The sequence below is a fragment of the Marinibacterium profundimaris genome, assembly GCF_002210095.1.
Classification (GTDB): domain Bacteria; phylum Pseudomonadota; class Alphaproteobacteria; order Rhodobacterales; family Rhodobacteraceae; genus Marinibacterium; species Marinibacterium profundimaris.
The window spans coordinates 22,755-44,908 of the sequence record NZ_AQQR01000014.1; the positions used below are offsets into that span (position 1 = coordinate 22,755).

General features: G+C 68.6%; 17 protein-coding genes. 6 read left to right on the forward strand and 11 right to left on the reverse strand.

Annotation, left to right across the window (positions count from 1 at the left end; all coding sequences use genetic code 11):
* Positions 1-24: 24 nt before the first annotated feature.
* Positions 25-1,278: an MFS transporter gene (locus ATO3_RS21575; protein WP_088651982.1), complete on the reverse strand. Its 1,254-nt coding sequence runs from the start codon at positions 1,276-1,278 to the stop codon at positions 25-27.
* Between the two features lie 434 nt (positions 1,279-1,712).
* Between ATO3_RS21575 and ATO3_RS21580 the strand changes: the two genes are divergently transcribed.
* Positions 1,713-3,005, forward strand: a complete 1,293-nt coding sequence (locus tag ATO3_RS21580; protein WP_088651983.1) for an O-acetylhomoserine aminocarboxypropyltransferase/cysteine synthase family protein — start codon at positions 1,713-1,715, stop codon at positions 3,003-3,005.
* Positions 3,006-3,056: 51 nt separating this feature from the next.
* On the opposite strand, the gene ATO3_RS21585 is transcribed toward ATO3_RS21580, so the two are convergent.
* Positions 3,057-3,494 (reverse strand): PACE efflux transporter, encoded by a 438-nt coding sequence (locus ATO3_RS21585; protein WP_088651984.1) that lies wholly within the window; start codon positions 3,492-3,494, stop codon positions 3,057-3,059.
* 256 nt (positions 3,495-3,750) lie between these two features.
* Here ATO3_RS21585 and ATO3_RS21590 point away from each other — a divergent pair, with 256 nt between their 5' ends.
* Positions 3,751-5,376, forward strand: a complete 1,626-nt coding sequence (locus tag ATO3_RS21590) for a DUF1254 domain-containing protein (protein ID WP_233152252.1) — start codon at positions 3,751-3,753, stop codon at positions 5,374-5,376.
* A 314-nt stretch (positions 5,377-5,690) separates the two neighbouring features.
* Here the strand turns inward: ATO3_RS21590 and ATO3_RS21595 are convergent, their stop codons facing one another.
* Positions 5,691-6,401: an SIMPL domain-containing protein gene (locus ATO3_RS21595; RefSeq protein WP_088651985.1), complete on the reverse strand. Its 711-nt coding sequence runs from the start codon at positions 6,399-6,401 to the stop codon at positions 5,691-5,693.
* Between the two features lie 185 nt (positions 6,402-6,586).
* Here ATO3_RS21595 and ATO3_RS21600 point away from each other — a divergent pair, with 185 nt between their 5' ends.
* Complete coding sequence (locus ATO3_RS21600) at positions 6,587-9,679, forward strand: hypothetical protein (protein ID WP_088651986.1); 3,093 nt, start codon at positions 6,587-6,589, stop codon at positions 9,677-9,679.
* 332 nt (positions 9,680-10,011) lie between these two features.
* On the opposite strand, the gene hppD is transcribed toward ATO3_RS21600, so the two are convergent.
* Positions 10,012-11,106: a 4-hydroxyphenylpyruvate dioxygenase gene (hppD, locus tag ATO3_RS21605; protein WP_088651987.1), complete on the reverse strand. Its 1,095-nt coding sequence runs from the start codon at positions 11,104-11,106 to the stop codon at positions 10,012-10,014.
* A gap of 173 nt (positions 11,107-11,279) precedes the next feature.
* On the opposite strand from hppD, the gene ATO3_RS21610 reads away from it, so the two are divergent.
* Positions 11,280-11,735: an Lrp/AsnC family transcriptional regulator gene (locus ATO3_RS21610; RefSeq protein WP_088652045.1), complete on the forward strand. Its 456-nt coding sequence runs from the start codon at positions 11,280-11,282 to the stop codon at positions 11,733-11,735.
* Between the two features lie 24 nt (positions 11,736-11,759).
* Positions 11,760-13,658, forward strand: a complete 1,899-nt coding sequence (locus tag ATO3_RS21615; protein WP_088651988.1) for a cation:proton antiporter domain-containing protein — start codon at positions 11,760-11,762, stop codon at positions 13,656-13,658.
* A 199-nt stretch (positions 13,659-13,857) separates the two neighbouring features.
* Here ATO3_RS21615 and ATO3_RS21620 read toward each other — a convergent pair whose 3' ends face one another.
* Both ATO3_RS21620 and cobT read right to left on the reverse strand, forming a co-directional pair.
* Positions 13,858-14,646 carry a MipA/OmpV family protein gene (locus ATO3_RS21620; RefSeq protein ID WP_088651989.1) on the reverse strand — a complete coding sequence of 263 codons (789 nt, stop codon included), beginning with the start codon at positions 14,644-14,646 and terminating at the stop codon, positions 13,858-13,860.
* A gap of 72 nt (positions 14,647-14,718) precedes the next feature.
* Positions 14,719-15,732 (reverse strand): nicotinate-nucleotide--dimethylbenzimidazole phosphoribosyltransferase, encoded by a 1,014-nt coding sequence (gene cobT / locus ATO3_RS21625; RefSeq protein WP_088651990.1) that lies wholly within the window; start codon positions 15,730-15,732, stop codon positions 14,719-14,721.
* 84 nt (positions 15,733-15,816) lie between these two features.
* Here cobT and cobS point away from each other — a divergent pair, with 84 nt between their 5' ends.
* A complete protein-coding gene (gene cobS, locus ATO3_RS21630; RefSeq protein ID WP_088651991.1) occupies positions 15,817-16,569 on the forward strand; it encodes an adenosylcobinamide-GDP ribazoletransferase in 753 nt (250 codons plus the stop codon).
* A gap of 94 nt (positions 16,570-16,663) precedes the next feature.
* Here the strand turns inward: cobS and ATO3_RS21635 are convergent, their stop codons facing one another.
* The 5 genes from ATO3_RS21635 to ATO3_RS21655 form a co-directional block, all read right to left on the reverse strand.
* A complete protein-coding gene (locus tag ATO3_RS21635) occupies positions 16,664-17,179 on the reverse strand; it encodes a CarD family transcriptional regulator (protein WP_088651992.1) in 516 nt (171 codons plus the stop codon).
* A gap of 315 nt (positions 17,180-17,494) precedes the next feature.
* Positions 17,495-17,833 (reverse strand): ferredoxin FdxA, encoded by a 339-nt coding sequence (fdxA, locus tag ATO3_RS21640; protein WP_088651993.1) that lies wholly within the window; start codon positions 17,831-17,833, stop codon positions 17,495-17,497.
* 112 nt (positions 17,834-17,945) lie between these two features.
* Positions 17,946-18,311, reverse strand: coding sequence for an RNA-binding S4 domain-containing protein (locus tag ATO3_RS21645; protein ID WP_088651994.1), 366 nt, complete (start codon positions 18,309-18,311; stop codon positions 17,946-17,948).
* An 18-nt stretch (positions 18,312-18,329) separates the two neighbouring features.
* Entirely contained in the window at positions 18,330-21,347 is a 3,018-nt protein-coding gene (locus ATO3_RS21650; RefSeq protein ID WP_088652046.1) for a helicase-related protein, read from the reverse strand.
* 26 nt (positions 21,348-21,373) lie between these two features.
* The gene (locus ATO3_RS21655; RefSeq protein WP_233152253.1) at positions 21,374-22,087 is read right to left on the reverse strand and encodes a tetratricopeptide repeat protein; all 714 of its coding nucleotides are present in this window, start codon (positions 22,085-22,087) and stop codon (positions 21,374-21,376) included.
* Between the last annotated feature and the right edge of the window lie 67 nt (positions 22,088-22,154).

Below are 22,154 nucleotides of genomic sequence, written 5' to 3' on the forward strand. Positions count from 1 at the left end.
CGGATCCGCAAGCGGCGCGCGACATCAGGTCTGCGGTTCCGCCTCGGCCTGCTCGGCGGCCCAGGCCCCGGCCGCCTCCACCGCGACGGGCGAGGCGGTGGGAACGACGCCCAGGTAGCTCTCGGTATCGCTCGCCGGCACGGAGGCCCGCTGCGTCATGCGATACAGCGAATAGACGGCGATCAGGCAGAAATTCGCGCCCAGCATCAGCCAGAAGGCGAAGGGATCCAGCCGCTCCATCGCCCAGCCCGCGATCAGCGGGCCCAGGATGGCGCCCACCCCGAAGGTCAGCACGAGGCCCCCGGAGGCGGCCGGCATGTCCTCGGCCGAGAGTGAATCGTTCGTATAGGCCAGGAACAGCGCATAAAGCGGCGTGGTCACCCCGCCCGCCAGAAAGGCCGCCCCCATCAGCGGCCATATCCCGCCCTCTCCCAGCCAGCCCAGCGCGCAGGCGCCCGCGCCCAGGGTCGCCGCGCCGAAGATCAGCTTGCGCCGGTCCATCTGGTCGGACAGCCAGCCGATGGGATATTGCAGCACCAGCGCCCCGGCAAAAAGCGTCGCCACGAACAGCGCGATCTGGTCCGCGCTCAGCCCGATCTGCGAGCCAAAGACCGCGCCCATGCCCGATTGCGTCGCATAGACGCTGCCCAGCAGGAAGATCCCCACCGTGCCCAGGGGCGAGCCCCGGAACAGGCTGCGCAGCGGCATGGGCCGCGTCACCTCGGCCGCCGGCAGCGGGGTGACCGACAGCAGGATCGGCGCGAAGGAGACGGACACGAGGATCGAGGCGCAGATGAACAGCGCCGAGCTTGCCGCGTCGCCCAGCGTCAGCAGCCCCTGTGCTCCGATGATCCCAAGCGTCTGCGCGATCATGTAGGCCGACAGGACCTTGCCGCGGGTCTCGTTCGTGGCCGCGTCGTTCAGCCAGCTTTCGGCGGTGACATAGATGCCCGACATGCAGAACCCCACCAGCAGGCGCAGGATCGTCCAGGCCCATGGCTCGGTCACCAGCGGAAAGGCGATCAGCCCGGCGGACATGAAGCTGCCCAGCGCGGCGAAGACCCGCACATGCCCGACCCGCCGGATCAGCCGGGGGGTCAGGTTCGCCCCCGACAGGAACCCCATGAAATAGCCCGAGGTGACGATGGCCAGTTCGGCGGCCGAGAACCCCTCGATCCCGCCGCGCAGGCCGATCAGCGTGAAATGCATGCCGTTGCCCAGCATGATGAAGATGATGCCAATCAGCAATGCCCAGACACCGGACAACACCTGGTACATGATCACAGCCCTCCCCCGCCGAAGTCACCGCCCACCCTGCGTGGCTTTGCGCGTGCAGGCAATGCGTGTGCCTGTTTCAGCGTCATTGGCAGGGCATTCACGCCAGAATCCAGGCATTCCGTCCGCCCTGACGCCGCCCGGGGACCGCCCTGCGCGGCGCTTTGACCCCGACCGGCCCCTGCTTTGGCCCCGCTTTGGCCTCGGCCGTCCCCCGGTATGCCGGGCCCGCAGCCCCCTCCGCCGCAGGCCGGACATGCAGGTGCCCGGCTGGCTCCGGTGCGCCGGACCGCCGGCGCGCGGGGTGGGCGGGCGGGCGCGTGCCGGCGGTCCGTCCCGCCCTCTCCGCCGCGCCGAGGCCGGCGTTGTGCCCCGACGTCAAAGCCCGTAGACAGATCCCGCGCCCGACGCGCGTTCAACAATCCCGGAGGACTTCCATGACCGACGCCCCGAAATACGGCTTCGACACGCTCCAGATCCATGCCGGCGCCCGGCCCGATCCGGCCACCGGCGCGCGCCAGACGCCGATCTACCAGACAACCGCCTATGTCTTCCGCGACGCCGACCATGCCGCGGCGCTCTTCAACCTGCAGGAAGTGGGCTTCATCTATTCCCGCCTGACCAACCCCACGGTCGCGGTCCTTCAGGAACGCATGGCGACCCTCGAAGGCGGCGTCGGCGCCGTCTGCTGCTCGTCCGGCCATGCCGCCCAGATCATGGCGCTCTTCCCGCTGATGGCACCGGGCCGCAACGTGGTCGTCTCGACCCGCCTCTACGGCGGCACGGTCACCCAGTTCAGCCAGACCATCAAGCGCTTCGGCTGGTCCGCCAAGTTCGTCGATTTCGACGACACCGACGCCGTGAAGGCCGCGATCGACGACGACACCCGCGCCGTCTTCTGCGAATCCATCGCCAACCCCGGCGGCTACATCACCGATCTCGACGCGATCTCGGCCATCGCCGATGACGCCGGCCTGCCGCTGATCGTCGACAACACCTCGGCCACGCCCTACCTCTGCCGCCCGATCGAACACGGCGCCACGCTGGTCGTGCACTCGCTGACGAAATACCTCACCGGCAACGGCACCGTGACCGGCGGCGCGATCATCGACTCGGGCCGCTTCGACTGGTCCGCCTCGGACAAGTTCCCCTCCCTCTCGGCGCCCGAACCGGCCTACCACGGCCTGAAGTTCCACGAGACCTTCGGCCCGCTCGCCTTCACCTTCCACGGCATCGCCGTCGGCCTGCGCGACCTTGGCATGACGATGAACCCGCAGGGCGCCCATTACACGCTGATGGGGATCGAAACCCTGTCGCTGCGCATGGAGCGTCACGTCGCCAATGCGATCAAGGTCGCCAACTGGCTGGAAAAGGACGACCGCGTCGGCACCGTTACCTATGCGGGCCTCGCCTCCTCGCCCTACAACGACCGGGTCGCCAAGATCTGCCCCAAGGGCGCCGGCGGGCTTTTCACCTTCTCGATGAAGGGCGGCTACGACGCCTGCGTCAAACTGGTGAATTCGCTCGAGATCTTCTCCCACGTGGCCAACCTCGGCGACACCCGCTCGCTGATCATCCACTCGGCCTCCACCACCCACCGTCAGCTGACGCCGGAACAGCAGGAAGCCGCCGGCGCCGGCCCGGACGTGGTGCGGATCTCGATCGGGATCGAGGATGCCGACGACCTGATCGCCGACCTCGACCAGGCGCTGGCCAAGGCCACCGCCTGACCCCGCGCGACCGACCCTGACTTCGCGCGGGCCCGACCCGCGCGAAGACCTCTACCGCGCCGCCGCTTCACCGCCCCATTCAGGCAGCGGGAACAGCCGGTCGTAGGCCCAGTTGAAGGCCAGCGCGTAGACCACGTAGAACACCGCAAAGCCCGCATCCATCACCAGCGCCTGCCAGGGGGAAATCCCCAGGTACCAGGCGATGAAGGGCAGCAGCACGATCAGCAGACCCAGCTCGAACAGCACCGCGTGCAGCAGGCGGATCCGGGCGGTTTTCTCCGTCCCGCCGGTCCAGCGCTGCATCGCATGGTCGAACAGCCAGTTATAGGCGAAATTCCAAAGGGTTGCGATCGTGGCGCTGACCACCGCGACCAGCCCGATGTCATGCATCGGCATGTGAAACAGCCATGACCCCAGCGGCACGATCAACAGCAGGGCAAGAAGTTCGAAACTCACGGCATGGCGAAGCCGGTCAAGGGGAGAGCGCATGGCAACCTCGGTCGTTTGGACCGGGTCGTCCCGGCAGAATGGCCCGTAACGGGGGGAGGTCGTCCTCGCTGAGGTCCAGATAACACCCCCGGCGCAGGGATCAAGCCCCGCGCGCCGCCGGTGGCGCGCGCGCCACGGCCCCCCGGCCGGATACCGCATCCGGGCCCCACGCATTTAGTGCGTTAACAGCAAGACAATTCCCGCTAAGCGCGTTAACCTTTCCCAACGTCATCTTTTGATCGGAAAGAGGCTTTCCATGTTGATGCGTTCTTGTTTGATTGCCGCCGGGCTCTCGCTCGTCGCGGCCCAGTCTGGCTTTGCGCCCGGCGCGCAGGCCCAGGTTTCCGCCGAAACCCTGGCCGCCATTTCCACCCCCGACAGCGTCGAGACCCGGCTCGGCCCGCTCGCCTTCACCGACGGCGCGCCTTCGGCGGACACCGCCACGGCGGTCTATGACCATCTCGATTTCACCTATGCCTTCCGCGCCTTCACCGACACCTACAAGGGCGTCAGCGTGCGCGCCGTGCTCGAAGGCTTCCGCGACGCCGGCGTGAAGGACGGAGAGATCCTGATCTTCTCAAAGCTGATGGATGCCAAATCGCTGTTCCTGACCGCGAATGCCGACACGGTCTATTACCTGGCTTTCGTCGACCTCTCCGACGGGCCCGTGGTGGTGGAAACGCCGCCCGACGCGCTTGGCACCTTCGACGACGCCTGGTTCCGCTGGGTCAGCGATTTCGGCCGCCCCGGCCCGGATCGCGGCGCGGGGGGCAAGTACCTGCTGGTCGGCCCCGGCTACGACGGCTTCCTGCCCGAGGACGGCTTCTACCTGTCGAAATCCCGGACCAACATGGTCGTGATCCTCGGCCGCTCCTTCCTGACCGATGACGATCCGGCGCCGACGGTGAAGGTCATCAAGGACAACCTCAAAATCTATCCCTACGCCCCCGGCGGCATCGGCATGTCCATCGCCCGCTTCCTCGAGGGCGGCGTGCAGCTGGGCCGTGATGCCGAACCTGTCACACCGGTCTTCCACGAAGGCACCGGACTTGCGATCAACACCATCCCGCCCAGCGGCTACGGCTTCTACGAGATGCTCGACCGGCTGGTGCAAAGCGAACCCGCCACCGTGCTCGACCCCGAGCTGATGGGGCCGATCGCCGCCATCGGCATCCGCAAGGGGCAGGATTTCGCGCCCGACGCGCGGATGAAGGGCATCCTGGAAGAGGCGGTGAAGGTCGCCAATGCGACGGGCCGCACGCTGGGCATGTGGCCGCGCGATCCCGACTGGAGCTATTACGAGGGCTCGCACTGGTGGAACCCGCTTTTTGCCGGGGGCTACAATTTCGAAACGCCCCTGCCCGAGATCACCAAGGACGGCGCCAAGCCCTATCCGCCCAGCGGCTACAAGCAGAACGACGCGCGGACCTCGTTCTTCTACATGGCCACGGGGATCACCCCGGCGATGGCCATGCGGCTGACCGGCGTGGGCTCGCAATACCTGTTCTCCAGCCTTGATGCGAACGGGGATTTCTACGACGGGTCAAAAACCTACAAGGTGGTCCTGCCCAAGGACATCCCGGCCGGGGCGTTCTGGTCCTTCACGCTTTACGACAACCAGACGCGGTCGATGCTGCAGACCCCGCAGAACTATCCGCGCGCCGGATCGCAGGGCTATCCCTCGCCCGAGGCCGAGGCGGCCGAAGACGGATCGACCACCATATGGTTCGGCCCCGACCAGCCCGAGGGCGTCGGCCGCGGCAACTGGATCCAGACCGACCCCGAGAAGGGCTGGGTCGTGATCCTGCGGCTCTACAGCCCGCTGGCGTCCTTTTTTGACAAGTCCTGGCAACCCAGCGAGATCGAGCCGGTCACCAACTGAGCGGTCACGCTCCGGGCTGCTTCCGCGCAGTCCGGGGCGCCCCTTCCGGGTCAGGAAGATCCCGGTCCGGGGACCCTGTGATTGGATCCGATGATTCTCCACCCGCGCCCGGCGCGGTCTGCGCGGGGCATCGGGCTGTCGGGCCCGATGCCCCGGTCACGTTTTCGCCAGCGCCCGGTCCGGCCCGCTGTCGCGTCGAGGCCCGCAACCGCGGGGCCCAAGGGTAAACAGAGTGTAAATCCGCGCCTGCAACCCCTTGGAATCCCTGACCCCGCCTTGTGTCCCACGCGTGGGACACCCGGTCTCTCCGGGACTTATTCCGCGATCAGAAAGACCATGTTCACGCTGGCCTCCACGGTGACCTCACCCTCGGCGATGGGCACCGAAGACCCCCGCGAGGCGGCGGCCATTTCCATCATCATCGGTCGCGGACTGCCGCCCATCTCCTCGATGCGCTGGACCGCGCCCAGGCTCACGCCGGCGGCCTCGGCATAAAGCTCGGCCTTCGCCCTGGCGTCGGCCACCGCCGCGCGCCGGGCCTCGTTCACCAGCGGCTCGGGGTCCTGGACCGAGAACTGAAGCCCGCTGAAATCGTTGCCGCCTTCCTCGAGAATGCGGTCCAGAACGTCGCCCAGGCTGGGCAGGTCGCGGATCCGCACGCTGATCGCGTTGTTGGCCACGAAGCCGGTGATCTCCGCCTCGCCCTCGCTGTAATTCCGGTTCGACCAGACCGGGTTCACCGTCAGCCGCTGCGTCTGGACATCCTCCGGAGCGATCCCGATCTCTTCCAGTCGCTCCAGTATCGCGGCCACCGAAACCGAAACCTGGCTCATCGCCGCATGCGCCGCGTCGGCCTGTTCGGTCACGCCCATGGTGATTGTCGCCGTGTCCGGCGCGGCCGCCACGCGGCCCTCTCCTGTCACACGGATCACGCGCATGTCCTCGCTTGCCTGGGCCATTCCGGCCCCGAGCCCGAGCACCAGCGCGGCACCCAGCGCGGCAAGTCCGGTCTTAATGCTATGCATACCATTCCTCCGTAGCATTGGACCCTGAACATGGGTTCCGACAGCGGGTCCGGCAAGGACGCGCCGACAGGAAGCGTCTGCGCGTTTTCCTTTTCCTCGCGGCCGGAAACCATTAAAAAGAGTCACCGAGGTTTGACATGAACCGGCGCCAGAACCGCCGGTCAGGATGCAGAAGTCATAGCAGTATGAAACCGGGATTTGCGCTCTCTCTGTCGTTCGAGGGACTCACGCTGCTGCACCGCAGCGCATCAGGCTGGCGTCGTGTGGGCGAGGTGGCCGTGGACACCCCCGACATGGCCGCCGCCATGGACGGGCTGCGCCGCGATGCCGCGGCGCTGTCGCGCAGCGCCCTGCGCACGAAACTGGTGCTGCCGGATGACCAGATCCGCTATCTGACCATCGACACCGGACCGCTCGATGCCGACGCACGGCGCGAGGCCGCGATCCGCGCGCTGGACGGCGCCACCCCCTACGCGGTGGAAGAGCTTGCCTTCGACATCGCGGCCGAGGGACCGAAGACCCATGTCGCCGCCGTCGCCCGCGAAACCCTGGACGAGGCCGAAAGCTTCGCGGTGGATCACGGCTTCAACCCCGTCTCCTTCGTCGCCATGCCCGACCCCGCCGCCTTCCCCGGAGAGCCGTTCTTTGGCGAGACGCGGCAGGCCGGCACCCTACTCGCCCCCGGCGAGACGGTGGAGCCCGACACCGATCCGATCGTCCTGGCAGAGATGAGCGCCGCGCCCGAAGGCCCGGTGGCCGCCGACGATGCCGCCCCGGTCGAGGACGTGGCCGCGCCCGATCTCCCCGCCGCCGCCCCTGACGCGCCGCGCGAGGCTGCGAAGACCGACATCCGGACGCCCGAGCCTCCGGCCGCGAAGGACGACGCTCCCGATACGGCCAAGCCCGCCCCGTCCCCCGCCACCTCGCGCCCCCGGGCCGAGCCGGCGGCCACCTCCGCAACCGGATCATCCGGCCCGGACGGCGGCATGGACAAGGCCCCGACGGCCGCGAAACCGCCGCCGCAACAGGCCCCACTGCCTGCCCAGCCGCCGACCCCGCCGCCCAACACCCCGTCGGCGCCCAGTGCCGCACGGAACGCCACGGCCTCCGCCCCCCCGACATCGACCGAGGAACAGGACGACACCGCCGCCGGCTTCGCCTCGCGCCGCAGCCGGGGCCCGGAGCTGCCGGACGATATCACGCTCGCGCCGCGCCCTGCCTCTGCCGAGATCGCCGCGCTGCCCGAACACCTGCGCACGCCGCCGCCACCCTCGCGCCCCGCGCCCACCGTGGCCGCGCCGCAGGCGCAGGCTCCGGCGCAGCCATTCTCCACGGCCCGCAGCGCCCCGGCCGCGCCGGTCCGCGCGCCCAGCACGCCGCCCTCCGCCGGTGCTGCCTCGCTTGGCGCCGCCCGCGCCACCCCCCCGCCCGAGGCCGAGCCGCGCGCGGGCTTCATGAGCCGCCGGCGCGCACAGCCCGCCCCGGCGCAGACCGCGACGCCCGGGCAACCGGCGCGGGACCCGATCCCGCCGATGCCGCAAAGCGATGCCGAGCGGATGACCGTTTTCGGCGCCCGCCAGAAAAGCCAGCCCCGCGGCAAACCCCGGTTCCTTGGCCTGATCCTGACGGCGATCCTGCTCGTGGTGCTGGTCGGCGTCGCCGCCTTTGCCGCGATCTTCAACGACACGCCGGTGAGCGAGTTCTTCAATCGCGGCGCAGAGGATGACGCGCAGGTCGAACAGGCCGCTTACGCCCCCGCCCCGGCCGAAGGGGCCGAGGGCGAGCCCCCCGCGACGGCGGCGATCGACCCTCGCATCCTCGAGATGGACGCGCAGGTCATCACCTCCGCTCGCCCCTCCCGGACAGACGACAGCGCGACCGATACGGGGCCCGGGGGTATCTCCACCGACGCGCCTGACATGGCTGCGCCGGGGGTCGGCGACGAAGACGATCCCACCCTCGGCTCTCAGCCCGATGCCACCGTCGCCGCCAACCGCGACACCGACCCGCTTGACCTTGCCGATACGCTGACCGAGACGGATGCGGCCGTGCTTGACGCCCTGGGCGCCGCAGAAGAGGCCGCCGCGAACGCCGAAGCGATCGACATGGCCACCGCCGGGGCCACCCAAGATGCCGAAACCGACCCCGAAGCCCTGGCCGACGCACCGCTCGCCGGGCCTGACGGCGCGGGCTCAGCCAGCGGCGCCACGGACGAAACCGGGGGCACAAGCCCCGCCGCCTATGCCGCCACCGGCATCTGGAGCAATGCGCCCGCCCGGCCCGAAACGCCGGGGGTGATCCCGCTGGACGACGTCTTTGTCGCCTCGATCGACGGCGCGACACTGACCCAGGATGCGCTCGCCCTGCCCGCGGCGAAAAGCTACGCGACCGACGAGTCCCCCAACGGCGTGGCCTCGCCCGCCGGGCCGGGCATCGCCTTCGAGCTGGACGCGCTCAGCCTGGTGGACCCCTCGCCCGAGGGCACGGTCACGCCGGACGGCATCCTGGTCTACCTGGGCCAGCCCGCCGTCGTGCCGCCGCCGACCCCGCCGCGCATCGAAAGCGTCGAGGCCGAGGAACCGCTGGAACCGGTGCTGCCCGCCAAGCGTCCGCGCAACCGGCCCGAGGACCTGGTCGACAATGCCGAACGCGCGCGGCTGGGCGGCCTGACGCTGGAAGAGCTGGGCGGCCTGCGCCCCCGCGAACGCCCCTACGAGCCCGAGCTGCCCGCCGCCGAGGAAGAGCCCGCCGCGGAAGAAACGCCCGAGGCTCCCGAAGTCGCCGAGGAAGAGCCGGATTACATCCCGCTGGGCCCCAACGAGATGCACCTGGCGGCCAAGAAGCCCCAGGCACGGCCGGGCAATTTCGCCCGAACGGTGGCCGCTGCCCGTGCGCCCGCGCAGCGCCAGGCCAATGCCTCGGCCGGGCCGGCGGCCGGCGCCTCGACCGCAACGACATTCGCCACGCCCTCGTCGACGAACCGCAATGCCCCGGCCGTGCCGCGCAACCAGACCGCGCGCCCGACCGGCCCGACGCCGGCCACGGTGGCCAAGCAGGCCACGATCAAGAACGCGATCAACCTGCGGCAGGTGAACCTGATCGGAGTCTACGGCACGCCGTCGAACCGCCGCGCACTGGTGCGGCTGTCGTCGGGACGCTACCGCAAGGTGCAGGTGGGCGACCGGATCGACGGCGGCCAGGTCGTGGCCATTGGCGACAGCGAGTTGCGCTATCAGAAGGGCGGCCGCAGCGTGATCCTCAAGATGCCGCGCGGCTGACCCCTCGCCTCGAAGCCGATCCTCCCGGGAAAAGCCGGCGCCGAAGCGGCGAGCAGCAGATATGCGCGCGTCTGACCCGGACCCGCAGGATGGATCCCCCAGGCGTTGCGGATCCCGTCTAGGGTACCACCCGCCCAGGCCAGCACCGGCGGCGCCTCTGTCAAGAACAGCACCCCCGGAGGCCCCTAGGTGCCGGAAGGTCCTGTGCCCGGCATCAGCACCTCCAGACCCATGGACATCTGACGCGAAAGCGCCCGGCGAAGGGATCCGCCGGGCGTCTGCATCGGTCGCGCGGGCAGCGTCAAGCGTGCCCTGAAGCCCTCAGGCTGGCGTCACTCGGCGGCGAGTTCTCCGCTGTCGATCTGCTCCTGCTCGATCGACTCGAAAAGCGCCTTGAAGTTGCCCTCGCCGAACCCGTCATCGCCCTTGCGCTGGATGAACTCGAAGAAGATCGGCCCGATCACGGTTTTCGAGAAGATCTGCAGCAGGATCTTCGTCTCGCCCCCGTCCACGACCCCTTCGCCGTCGATCAGGATGCCGTGTTTCTTCATCCGCTCCAGCGGCTCGTCATGGTTGTGCACCCGCTCGCGCGAGGCCTCGTAATAGGCGTCGTTCGGCCCCGGCATGAAGGCGATGCCCTTTTCGGAAATCGCATCCACGCTGTCGTAGATGTTGTCCGAGCCCACCGCGATATGCTGGATCCCCTCGCCCTTGTACTTCTTCAGGTAGGCCACGATCTGACCGGTCTCGCCGCGGTCCTCGTTGATCGGGATGCGGATGCGGCCACAGGGCGAGGTCAGCGCGCGGCTGAACAGGCCGGTGAACTTGCCCTCGATGTCGAAAAAGCGGATTTCGCGGAAGTTGAACAGATCCCCGTAGAAACGGAACCACTTGTCCATGTTGCCCTTGAAGACATTGTGCGTGAGGTGATCGAGGTAGTAGAAGCCCACGCCACGCGGCTTCGACTGGGCCAGCCATTCGAACTCGGTGTTGTAGGGCGAGGTCTCGTAATACTGGTCGATGAAATAGATCAGCGAGCCGCCGATCCCCTTGATCGCGGGCACGTCCATCGTCTTGTCGGCGCCCTCGTAGGGCTCGGCCCCCTTGGACACGGCATGATCGAAGGCGGCCTGCGCATCCACCACGCGCCAGCCCATCGAGGGCGCGCAAGGTCCGTGTTCCTCGACGAAGCGGGCGGCAAAGCTGCCCGGCTCGGCGTTCAGGATGTAGGTGATGTCGCCCTGCTGCCAGAGCTCGACGGCCTTCTCCCTGTGGCGGCCGACGAGCGCATAGCCCATGCGGGTGAAGAGATCGCGCAGCTCCTGCGGATCGGGATGGGCGAATTCGACGAATTCGAACCCGTCGGTGCCGGCGGGGTTCTCGGCGGTGATCTTCGATTTCGGGGCGTCATGCGGGAAAGGTCCCATGAGGTCTCCTCCTGAGGCGGCGCGCACCTTCGGCGGGCGGGCGCGCAATTTGATGTCATTTGAGATAAGAATAGGCCGACTTTCGTGGCGAATGTGCGCATTCTTCATGGCTGTTTCAGGGAACGGCGCTTAAACTGCGCATGGAACCCATCAGACATACGGTTTTCGCGCACATGCTCGATCCGACCGACACACGGCTTCTTGCCGCCCTGCAGAAGGATGCGCACCTGACCGCGCAGCAGCTGGGCGAGCTGCTGAACCTCTCGCCCAGCCAGGCCGGCCGCCGCCGCCAGAGGCTGGAGGCCGAAGGCTATATCCAGGGCTATTCCGCCCGGCTGGACCCGGCGCGGCTGGGCCTTGCGGTGCAGGGCTTCGTGCAGGTGCAGCTGGCGCGCCACGGGCCGGAACAGTCGCAAAGCTTCGCGCGGCTGATCGGCACCCGCCCCGAGATCACCAGTGCCTGGACGATGACCGGAGAGGCCGATTACCTGCTGCGCGTCTTCTGTCCCGACCTGGGCGCGCTGAACACCCTGCTGCACGAAGTGCTGCTGACCCATCCGGCCGTGGCCCGTGTGCAAAGCCAGATCGTCATGGATCAGCTCAAACGCGACGCGCCGCTGCCCACCTGAGACGCCACGAAAGGACCAAAGCTCATGGATACCTTCCTCTACCAGGCCACGGTCTACCTGGCGACGGCCGTGCTGGCCGTGCCCATAGCCGCGCGGCTGGGACTGGGGTCGGTTCTGGGCTACCTGGCGGCCGGGATCATCGTGGGCCCGGTGCTGGGGCTGGTGGGGTCCGAGACCCAGGATATCCAGCATGTGGCCGAATTCGGCGTCGTCATGATGCTGTTCCTGATCGGGCTCGAACTTGACCCGCGCACGCTGTGGAACATGCGGAGCAAGCTGATGGGGCTGGGCGGTCCGCAGGTGGTCCTGACGGCGCTGGCGCTGATGGGCGTGGCCATCGCCTTCGGCCAGGGCTGGGCGCCCGCGCTGGCCATCGGGCTGACGCTGGCCCTGTCCTCGACCGCGATCGTGCTGCAGACCCTGTCGGAAAAGGGGCTGACCCAGACCCAGGGCGGGCGCAGCGTCTTTTCCGTGCTGCTGACGCAGGATGTCGCGGTGATCCCGATCCTGGCCTTCATGCCGCTGCTGGCCGCGCCAGCGGTGCACCAGGGCCCGGCGCAGCGCGCGCGGGTGTCCGAGACCGGCAATGTCGAGGTCACCGGCCACGAGGCCGCGCATCACGGGCCCGACCTGTCGCTGGTCGAGGGGCTGCCGGGCTGGGGCGTGACGCTGGTGACGCTGGGCGCCGTGGTGGCGGTGATCCTGGCCGGGATCTACCTGGTGCGGCCGCTGTTCCACTACATCTACGTCTCGCGCCTGCGCGAGATGCACACCGCGCTGGCGCTGCTGATCGTGGTCGGCATCGCCTTCCTGATGACGCTGGTCGGCCTTTCGCCCGCGCTCGGCACCTTTCTGGCGGGCGTGGTGCTGGCCAACAGCGAATTCAAGCACGAGATGGAAAGCGACCTCGAGCCCTTCAAGGGGCTGTTGCTGGGGCTGTTCTTCATCACCGTGGGCGCGGGAATCCAGTTTGGCGTGCTCTTCGGCGATCCGCTGCGGATCCTCGGCATGACGCTGCTGCTGATCGTGGCCAAGGGGGCGATCCTCTATGTCCTGGGCCGCGCCTTCGGGCTGCGCGGCCGGCACCTGTGGCTCTTTACCCTGTCACTGGCGCAGGCCGGCGAATTCGGCTTTGTGCTGCTGTCGTTCTCCCTGCAGCAGCAGGTCGTCACCGCCGCCGTGGCCGAGACGCTGCTGCTGGTGGTGGCGCTGTCCATGCTGATCACGCCGGCGCTGTTCATCCTGTACGATCAGCTCTCGCGGCGGATGGCCGACACCAAGACCCCGGTGGAGCCCGACCCGATCGACATCGAGGGGCCGGTGATCATCGCCGGCATCGGGCGCTTCGGGCAGATCGTGAACCGGCTGGTACAGGCCAGCGGGATCCAGACCGTGGTGCTGGACCACGACATGGAGACGATCCAGCTGATGCGCCGCTTCGGCTTCAAGGGCTTCCTCGGCGATCCGACGCGGCCCGAACTGCTGAAGGCGGCCGGGCTGGACAAGGCGAAGATCCTGGTGGCGGCGATGGACGACGCCAAGAAGGTGACGCAGCTGGTGGCCTATGCCCGCAAGGAACGGCCCGATCTGCACATCATCGCCCGCGCCTATGATCGCAACCAAGTCTATGAACTCTATCGCGCCGGCGCCAACGACATCGTGCGCGAGATGTTCGACAGCAGCCTGCGGGCCGGGCGCTACGTGCTGGAGAACGCCGGGTTGACCGAGTTCGAGGCCGCGGCGGCCGAGCAGACCTTCTACGCCCATGACCGCCAGACCGTGCGCGAGCTGGCCGAGCTGTGGGATCCCGCGGTGCCGACAACGCAGAACGCGGCCTACATCGCCCGCGCCCGGGAGCTGCAGAAGGACCTGGAGACGGCTCTGATGACCCGGGCAAGCGAGACCGACAAGAAAAGCGCGTAGGCGGGCCGACCGGGGGGCCGTGCCCTGCTGCGGGTGGTTCGCGCGTGGCAGGTGTCGGATCGAGGTATTTGGACAAAGGTGAAGACAGGGGGACGGTGCACCTGCCCGGAGGGCGTCCCCGCGGCAGGCGCCGTGTCGGAGTATTTGTCTCCAAGAAGAAGCAGGGGGCCCTGTGCCGGGGGCCGAGGGGCATGCTCTACTACCAGGCGCGGGCGACGCCGATGCCGACGTACAGCTGATCGCGGTCGAGGGTGACGGGGCTCGTGCCCGCCTCGTCCAGCATGTAGGAATAGAGCACCCCTGCGCCGACGGCCCATTTCTTGCTGACCGGCTGCACGAACACCGCCATGGCGCGCAGGTCGCGCCATCCGGAGGTGGCCGCAAAGACCGGCAGGCCGCTGGCGGCCGAGCCGGCGTCGTCCACCGAGAAATAGGTGTCCATGTAGTCGTCCGAGGCCCAGGAGCCGGCCAGGCTAAGCCCCAGCGCGCCGTATTTGCCGACCGGCAGCCAGCGGCGCACGCCGAAATCGGCCACAAGCCCGCCATGGGATCCGGTCACGTCCTGCAGCACGCCCGCACCAAAGCGCAGCCGGTCGCGCGGATCCGGGCCGCCGATCTGGTAGCCAAGGAAGCCGCCCAGGCCGACAGACATGTCGATCTCGGGCAGTGCGGCCACCTGGGGGTCGTCCACGTTGCGGCGGCCGAACCGCAGGATCCCGGCCGGGCCGGCCTGCCAGCGGGGATCGTCCACGAGGTTGATCGAGAGGTAATTGGCCTGAAGGCTGATGTAGCGGCGGCCGAAATTCATCTGCGCCGCCGGGACCACGGCGGCCACCCGGTCGTCCGAGCCGAAGTATTGCGGCCCGGTCCCGACACCCAGCATGGCGAAATCGGGGAAGTTCGGCAGGTTCAGCAGCGGGCTTTCGGCGATCGCCGGCGGCGTGGTTGCGGCCAGCGCCAGCGCCGCGAGGATGGACCGGATACGCATGTCGAAACCCCGCTGGTGCCTGTGCCCGTGGCGCGAACCATAGACCGTGCGCCGCCGCGAGGGCAAGGCGCCTCAGGCGTCCGAGACACCGGCCTCGGCGAAGCTTGCCATGCCCGAATGGCAGGCCAGCGCGCCCTTGAGCACGGTGATCGCCAGTGCCGCGCCCGAGCCTTCGCCCAGCCGCAGGCCCAGCGACAGCAGCGCGGGCTTGCCCAGCCGGTCGAGCAGGGCGCGATGCGCGGCCTCGGCGCTCTGGTGACCGGCGACGGTGTGATCCAGCGCGCCTGCCTGGGTTTCCGCCAGGGTGGCCGCGGCGGCACAGCAGATGAACCCGTCCAGCAGCACCGGGATGCGATGCGCCCGCGCCGCGGCGATGGCGCCGGCCATGGCCGCCACCTCGCGCCCGCCGAGCGAGGCCAGCACCTCGATCCCGTCCGTCACCGGGCCATGCCGCGCCACGCCCTCGGCCACGACCGCCGTCTTGACCGACAGGGCCGTGTCGTCCACGCCGGTGCCGCGCCCGGTCCAGTCTCCCGCCGCGCCGCCGTAAAGCGCCATGGCGATCGCCGCGGCCGAGGTGGTATTGCCGATGCCCATCTCGCCGACGACAAGCAGGTCCGAGGCCGGGTCCACGGCCACCCATCCGGTGGCCAGCGCCGCGACGCAGTCGGCCTCGGACATCGCGGGGCCTGCGGTGAAATCCGCCGTCGGCCGGTCCAGATCCAGCGCGTGCACGTCCATGCGCGCGCCGGCCTCGCGGGCAAGCTGGTTGATGGCCGCGCCGCCAGCGTCGAAATTTGCGACCATCTGGGCCGTCACCTCTGCCGGAAAGGCCGAAACGCCGCGCGCCGCCACGCCGTGATTGCCGGCAAAGACGATGACCTGCGGCGCGGTGATCCGAGGCCGCGGGTCTGCGCGCCAGCCGGCGTACCAGATCGACAGATCCTCGAGCCGGCCAAGCGCCCCCGGCGGCTTCGTCAGCTGGCCGTTGCGCTCTTCGGCGGCGGTGCGGGCCGCCGTGTCGGGGCCGGGCGCCGCGGCAAGCAGCGCGCGGAATTCGTCGAGCGTCGTGAAGGGAGCCGTCATCTTGGACCTCGTTGCATTGGCCGGGTGGGAGGTGTTTAACGCGCCAAGCCCGCGCCACAACCCCCGAGAGGCCCTGCGACGCCCATGCGCCCCTTCGCCCCCCTGCTCGACCTTGGTGTCGCCTTCGCGCTGCTGACCCGCCTGCCCCTGCCCCGTCTGCCCGACGCGGCCTTTGCGGCGCAGGCGCGGGCGGTCTGGGCGTTTCCGCTGGTGGGGCTGTGCACCGGGGCGCTGGCGGGCGGCGCGGGGCTGCTGGCGCTGGCGGCGGGGCTGCCGGCGGGAGTGGCCGCGGGGCTGGTGCTGGCGGTGCAGGTGATCGTGACCGGCGCGATGCACGAAGACGGGCTGGCCGACGCGGCCGACGGGCTGTGGGGCGGGTTCACGCCCGAGCGGCGGCTGGAGATCATGCGCGACAGCCGGATCGGCAGCTACGGGGTGCTGGCGCTGATCCTGTCGCTGGGGCTGCGCTGGCAGGCGGTGGCGGTGCTGCTGCCGCATGGGGCCTGGCCGGTGATCCTGGCGGCGGTCGGATCGCGCGCGATGATGCCGGCGCTGATGCGGGCGCTGCCCCATGCGCGGGCCGACGGGTTGTCGAAGGGCGTCGGGCGGCCGGGCGGCGGCGCGGTGCTGCTGGGCGCGGCCCTGGCGCTGGGACTTGGGCTGGCGCTTGGCGGGGCGGTGGCGCTGCCCGTGCTGGTCGCCGGTGGCGTGATGGCGGTGCTGGCCGGGGCGCTGGCACGGGCGCGGATCGGCGGCCAGACCGGCGATATCCTCGGGGCCACGCAGCAGCTGGCCGAGATCGCCATGCTGCTGGTCTGCATCGCGCAGCTCTCCTGACGGCCAGGCGCCCCTCAAAAGGAAAAGGGCCGCGCCTTGCGGCGCGGCCCTTTTTTCGGAATTTCCTGGCCCGGCGAACCGGACCGGACAGGTCTCAGGCCGCAGCGGCGCGCGACATCAGCACATCGTCCACCTTCTTGGCGGCGGCGACTTCGTCACTGCCGGAGACGGCGGCGACTTCGCGGGTCAGACGCTCAAGCGCGGCTTCGTAGAGCTGACGCTCGGAGTAGCTCTGCTCGCGCTGGTCGTCGGTGCGGTGCAGGTCGCGAACCACCTCGGCGATCGAGATCAGGTCGCCCGAGTTGATTTTCTGTTCGTATTCCTGAGCCCGGCGAGACCACATGGCCCGCTTCACCTTGGCCTTGCCCTTGAGCGTGGTCATGGCCTTGGAGATCACGTCGGGCGAGCTGAGCGAGCGCATCCCGATTTCGGTTGCCTTGGCGGTGGGCACCCGCAGGGTCATCTTGTCCTTCTCGAAGGAAATCACGAAAAGCTCCAGCTTGAGGCCGGCGACTTCCTGCTCCTCGATCGACATGATCTGGCCCACGCCATGGGCCGGGTATACCACGTAATCGTTGGGGCGGAATTCAAGCTTCTTCGATTTACTCATTCAAGTCTTCCTTGCTTGACGGCCGGAGCAGGCGACAAATATCCGCAGGCCGGGCATCGATCACGTCCCGTCCAGCGGTTCAGAAGATGGATATTCAGCCGTCCATGAGTGGCAGCAAGATGAGGACAGCTCCGGCCGTAGGCTTCGTTGAGCAGTTCTTGTACCACAAAATAAGCCCCCGGGAAAGCGGAGGCAGGGTGGATTTGATCAAACCACCGACATCGCAGTGCGAATTCCATGCTGAATCCGCAATATGAGGCCGCCTTTCAGGGTCACGTCCCCGGGCCGGCGGGGGGCCCCTGGCGAATCAGACGGTCAGCCGCCCTCGCCCGGGGCTTCGGAAAAGTACTTCTCCAGCTTGCCGGTTTCACCGTCGCGTTCCTCGGCCTCGGGCAGCGGATCCTTCTTGGTGATGATCACCGGCCAAAGCTCGGAATACTTGCGGTTGAACTCCACCCACTTCTCCATGTCCGGCTCGGTGTCCGGGCGGATCGCGTCGGCGGGGCATTCCGGTTCGCAGACGCCGCAGTCGATGCATTCGTCAGGATGGATCACCAGCATGTTCTCGCCCTCGTAGAAGCAGTCCACGGGGCACACCTCGACGCAGTCGGTGTATTTGCAGGCAATGCAATTGTCGTTGACGATGTATGTCATTTGGCTTCGGCTTCCGTATCGGCTGACGATCCGTAGCTAGAACGGTTTCAACAGGGGTTCAAGGCGATGCGGCCCAGAAAGACAACGGGAAGGACGATCGACCTGCGATGGCCTAATCTTCGGAACCTGCGTCCTTCAGAGCGTCGATTGCACGACGATTTCGTTTGGTGGGCCGGGCGCCGACACGTTCGGGTGCGGGCTCCGGTTCGGGGGTGAGATCCTCGTAGAGGGCCTGGGCCTCGGTCGCGGGGCCACGGCGGGTGCCCAGCGCCACGATGCGCACGACCCGGATCTGCCGGCCCTGCGGGAAGGTCAGCACGTCCCCGGGCGCGACGGCGTGAGAGGTCTTGGCCACGCGCGTGCCGTTCACACGCACATGGCCCTCGGTGACCTGTTTCGCGGCCAGGCTGCGGGTCTTGAAGAACCGCGCCTGCCACAGCCACTTGTCGACGCGCAGCTTGGGTGCAGGGTCGCTCATGCGCCTCCCTGCCCCGGATCAGCTGTCCGACTTGTCGTCGCGCAGGCCCATGAGGGCCGCCGCGAAGGGGTTGTCGGGATCGATCTTCTTCTCCTGGCGGGGAGGACGCGAGGAATAGGTCTTGGCGCCCTTCTGCTGGTCGCGCGGGCCGCCCTTGCCACGGGGCTTGCCGCCACTGCCGGCGCCACCGCCCTCGCGGCGCGGCTTGCCGCCGCCCTTGCGGCCCTGCGGACGGCCTTCGCCACCGCCGCCACCACGGGCCTCGCGGCCCTTGCCGCGGTGTCCCTGATGGGCGGGACGCTGGCGGTTCCAGGTGAAGGTGTAGAACACCTCCATTTCCGGCTCCGCCGGTTCGGTCAGCGCGGCCTGGTCGGCGGCCGCATCCGCGGCCTCCTCGGCCAGGACGGGCGCCCCATCGGGTTCGGCCGTCTCCGCCGCAGGCTCCGGCACCTCGGGGGCCACCGGCTCGGTCACGGGCATGTCGGGCACCGGCGCCTCGTCCACCGGACGGGGCTCTTCCACGGCGACGCCGGGCTCCACCGGGGCGGCCTCGGCCGCCGGCGCGTCCTCGGCGGGAACTTCGGGGGCCGGCTGCGCCCCGGGTTCCAGCCCCTCGGCGGCGGCCTCGGCCTCTGCCTCGGGCGTGGCGGGCACCGGGCGCGCCTTGGCGCGTTCGCCCTTCTCGGCCCGGTAGCCCAGGCCTTCCATCAGCCCGGCGAATTGTTCCAGCGTCATGCCGGTGATCGACAGCATGTCGGCCTTGGCCTCGAACCCGCCGCGGCTGTCCTCGGACCGCAGCATGTCGGCCAGACGTTCCAGCATGTCGATGCGGATCGCCCGCTCGCCCGCCTCGCGGTAGCCGGACATGGCGTGATAGCCCTCGGGCGCGTCCTTCATCGCGGGGACCGTCACCAGACCCGGCGGCGGCGCCTCGGGGAATTCGCTCAGCCCCGAGGACAGCCCCCAGAGCACCAGCCGCAGCCGTGTCGGCGCGGGCTTCAGCAACAGCGGCATGAAGATCGTGAACTGGCCAAAGCGGATCCCGTGCTTGCGCAGCAGCGAGCGCGCGTCCTGGTCCAGCTCCTTGACCTCCTGCGCGACGGCGGCGCGGGGGATGATGCCCAGGTTCTCGACCATGCGGAAGGCAAAGCCCCGGGCCAGCCCGGTCAGCGCCTCGTCCTTCTGCATGTTCACCAGCGGCTCGAACAGCGCGGCGACCTTGCGGTCGATGAAATGCTGCAACCGGCGCTGCACCTTTGCCGCAACGTCCGGCCCGGCCGCGTCATCGACGAAGACCTCGACCTGCGGCTTCAGCGGCTCGGCCCCGGCGGTCAGCTTGCCGACCGCAGAATCCCCCCACATCAACCCGCCCTGTTCGGTAAAGTCGATCTCGGTATCCGGCGCATTGTAGAACCGGTCCGCCCGCAGGTGGAAATGCGGCGCCAGCGCCTGCAGCGAGGCCGCCTTCAGCGTCTTCGCCTCCGGCCCCTGGGCTGCCTTGTCCGGCGCAAACCGGAACCCCTCGAGACGGCCGACGAATTCGCCCTCGACCGTCACTTCCCCCTTGTCGTTCACTTCGGCCAAAAGGGCCTCCTTCTGTTTGAGCCGCCGCAACAACACTGATGTGCGCCGGTCCACAAATCTCTGGGTCAGGCGCTCGTGCAGGGCGTCGGACACCCTGTCTTCTACCGCGCGCGATTCCTCGCGCCAATGACTTTCATCCTCGACCCATCCGTTCCGCTGGGCCACGTAGGTCCAGGTGCGGATATAGGCCAGCCGCTTCGACAATGTGTCGATATCGCCATCGGTACGATCGATGCGCCGGATCTGACGGGCCATGAAATCATGGGGTACAGCGCCCCGTTCGTGCAGATGTCCAAAGATAACTTCCAGCAGCGCAGCATGTTCCGCGTGACTGATCCCGCGGAAATCCGGGATGCGGCAGACATCCCACAACAGCCGCACCGAAGCGCCGTCGCTGGCCCGCGCCGCCACTTCGGCCACGCGCGAGAGCATTTTCAGCGCCTGCAGGTCATCCGATTCGCGGGCCCGGAGCAGCGTCTCGCCCTCGGGTGATTCCTCCAGCGAGGCGATCAGCCGCTCGACCGTGCCGAAGTTCAGCGCCGCGTTGCGCCAGTTCAGCTTCTTCAGCGGCGTAAAGCGGTGATCCATGATCGCCTGCGCCACGCCCTCGTCCAGAGGCCGCGCCTCGCCGGTGACGCCGAAGGTGCCGTTGCGCATGCCGCGCCCCGCGCGGCCGGCGATCTGCGCCAGCTCGTTCGGGGCCAGCGGACGCATGCGCCGCCCGTCGAACTTCGTCACGGACGAAAACGCCACGTGGTCGATATCAAGGTTCAGCCCCATGCCGATCGCATCGGTGGCCACGAGGTAATCGACCTCGCCATTCTGATACAGCGCCACCTGCGCGTTGCGGGTCCGGGGGCTCAGCGCGCCCATGACCACGGCGGCCCCGCCCTTCTGGCGGCGGATCAGCTCGGCGATGGCATAGACGTTGTCGACCGAAAACCCGACGATGGCCGAACGCGGCGGCATGCGCGAGATCTTCTTGGCGCCTGTATAGAGCAGCTCGCTCATGCGGTCGCGGTAGAGAAAGGTCGCCTCGGGCACCAGCTCGCGGATCGGGCCGCGCATCGTGTCCGAGCCCAGAAAGATCGTCTCGTTCAGCCCGCGCGCGCGCAGCAGCCGGTCGGTGAAGACATGGCCGCGCTCGGGATCGGCGCAAAGCTGAATCTCGTCCACGGCGAGGAAATCGACGCCCATGCCCTCGGGCATCGCCTCGACGGTGCAGACCCAGTACTGGGTGCGCGGCGGCACGATGCGTTCCTCGCCGGTGACCAGTGCCACGACCGAGGGGCCGCGCAGCTCCACGATGCGGTCATAGACCTCGCGGGCCAGCAATCTGAGAGGAAGTCCGATAACGCCCGTGCGGTGCCCGAGCATGCGCTCGATGGCATAGGTCGTCTTGCCTGTATTGGTCGGGCCAAGCACGGCCACGACCCGGGATGACCCGGTCATCATGTGTCTCCGCTGGGCGGGGTAGTTCAGAGTGTCTGGCCTTCGACGCCAGTGCGGAGCCGGTCCAGGGCGTCGGTTACGTCCTCGAAGTGGGGATGTATAGCCTTGGCGCGTAGATAGGCCTCATAGGCGCGCTTTTCATCCCCGAATGTCTCCAGGATCGTACCCAGGCCGAAGATCGCACGATAATTGTTAGGATTGAGCGCCAGGGCGCGCTCCAGGTCGGCGACGGCCGGACCGTAAAGATCGGCATGGAAATAGGCGGTGGCGCGGGCATGCCAGCCCTCGGCGAAGTCCGGGGCGTGATCGGTCAGCGCGGTGAAATGTTCGATCGCGGCCTGCAGGTCCTGTTGCTCCATCGCCTCGCGGCCCCGGCGGAACAGCAGGTCCATCGCTGCCGAGCCGCTCTTGCGCCAGAGCGCCTGCAGCTCGCGCTCGATCCGGATGGCCTCGCCCGCGTCGGCTTCGGCCAGGCGATCAAGCAGCGTGGCCTCGTCCACGCCGGGGTCCAGCACGACATCCTCGCCGCCCTCCTCCCCGGGCGCGGGGCCCAGATCCATCTGCGGCAGCTCGTCCTCGGGCAGGACATCGGGCGCCTGCGCCTGGGCGGGCAGGACACCCGTCCGGACCACATCCCCTTCCTGCGCCGACGCGGCCGCCGGCACCGAGATCAGCGAGACAGCCGCCGACCCGAAAAAGAACGGCCCCGCCAGGAGCGGCGCCACGATCAGCGCCGGCATGGCAATTACCGTGGCGGCACCTTTGAGTCTGGAGTTGATAGGTCTCATAACGTATTCGAGTGTAACC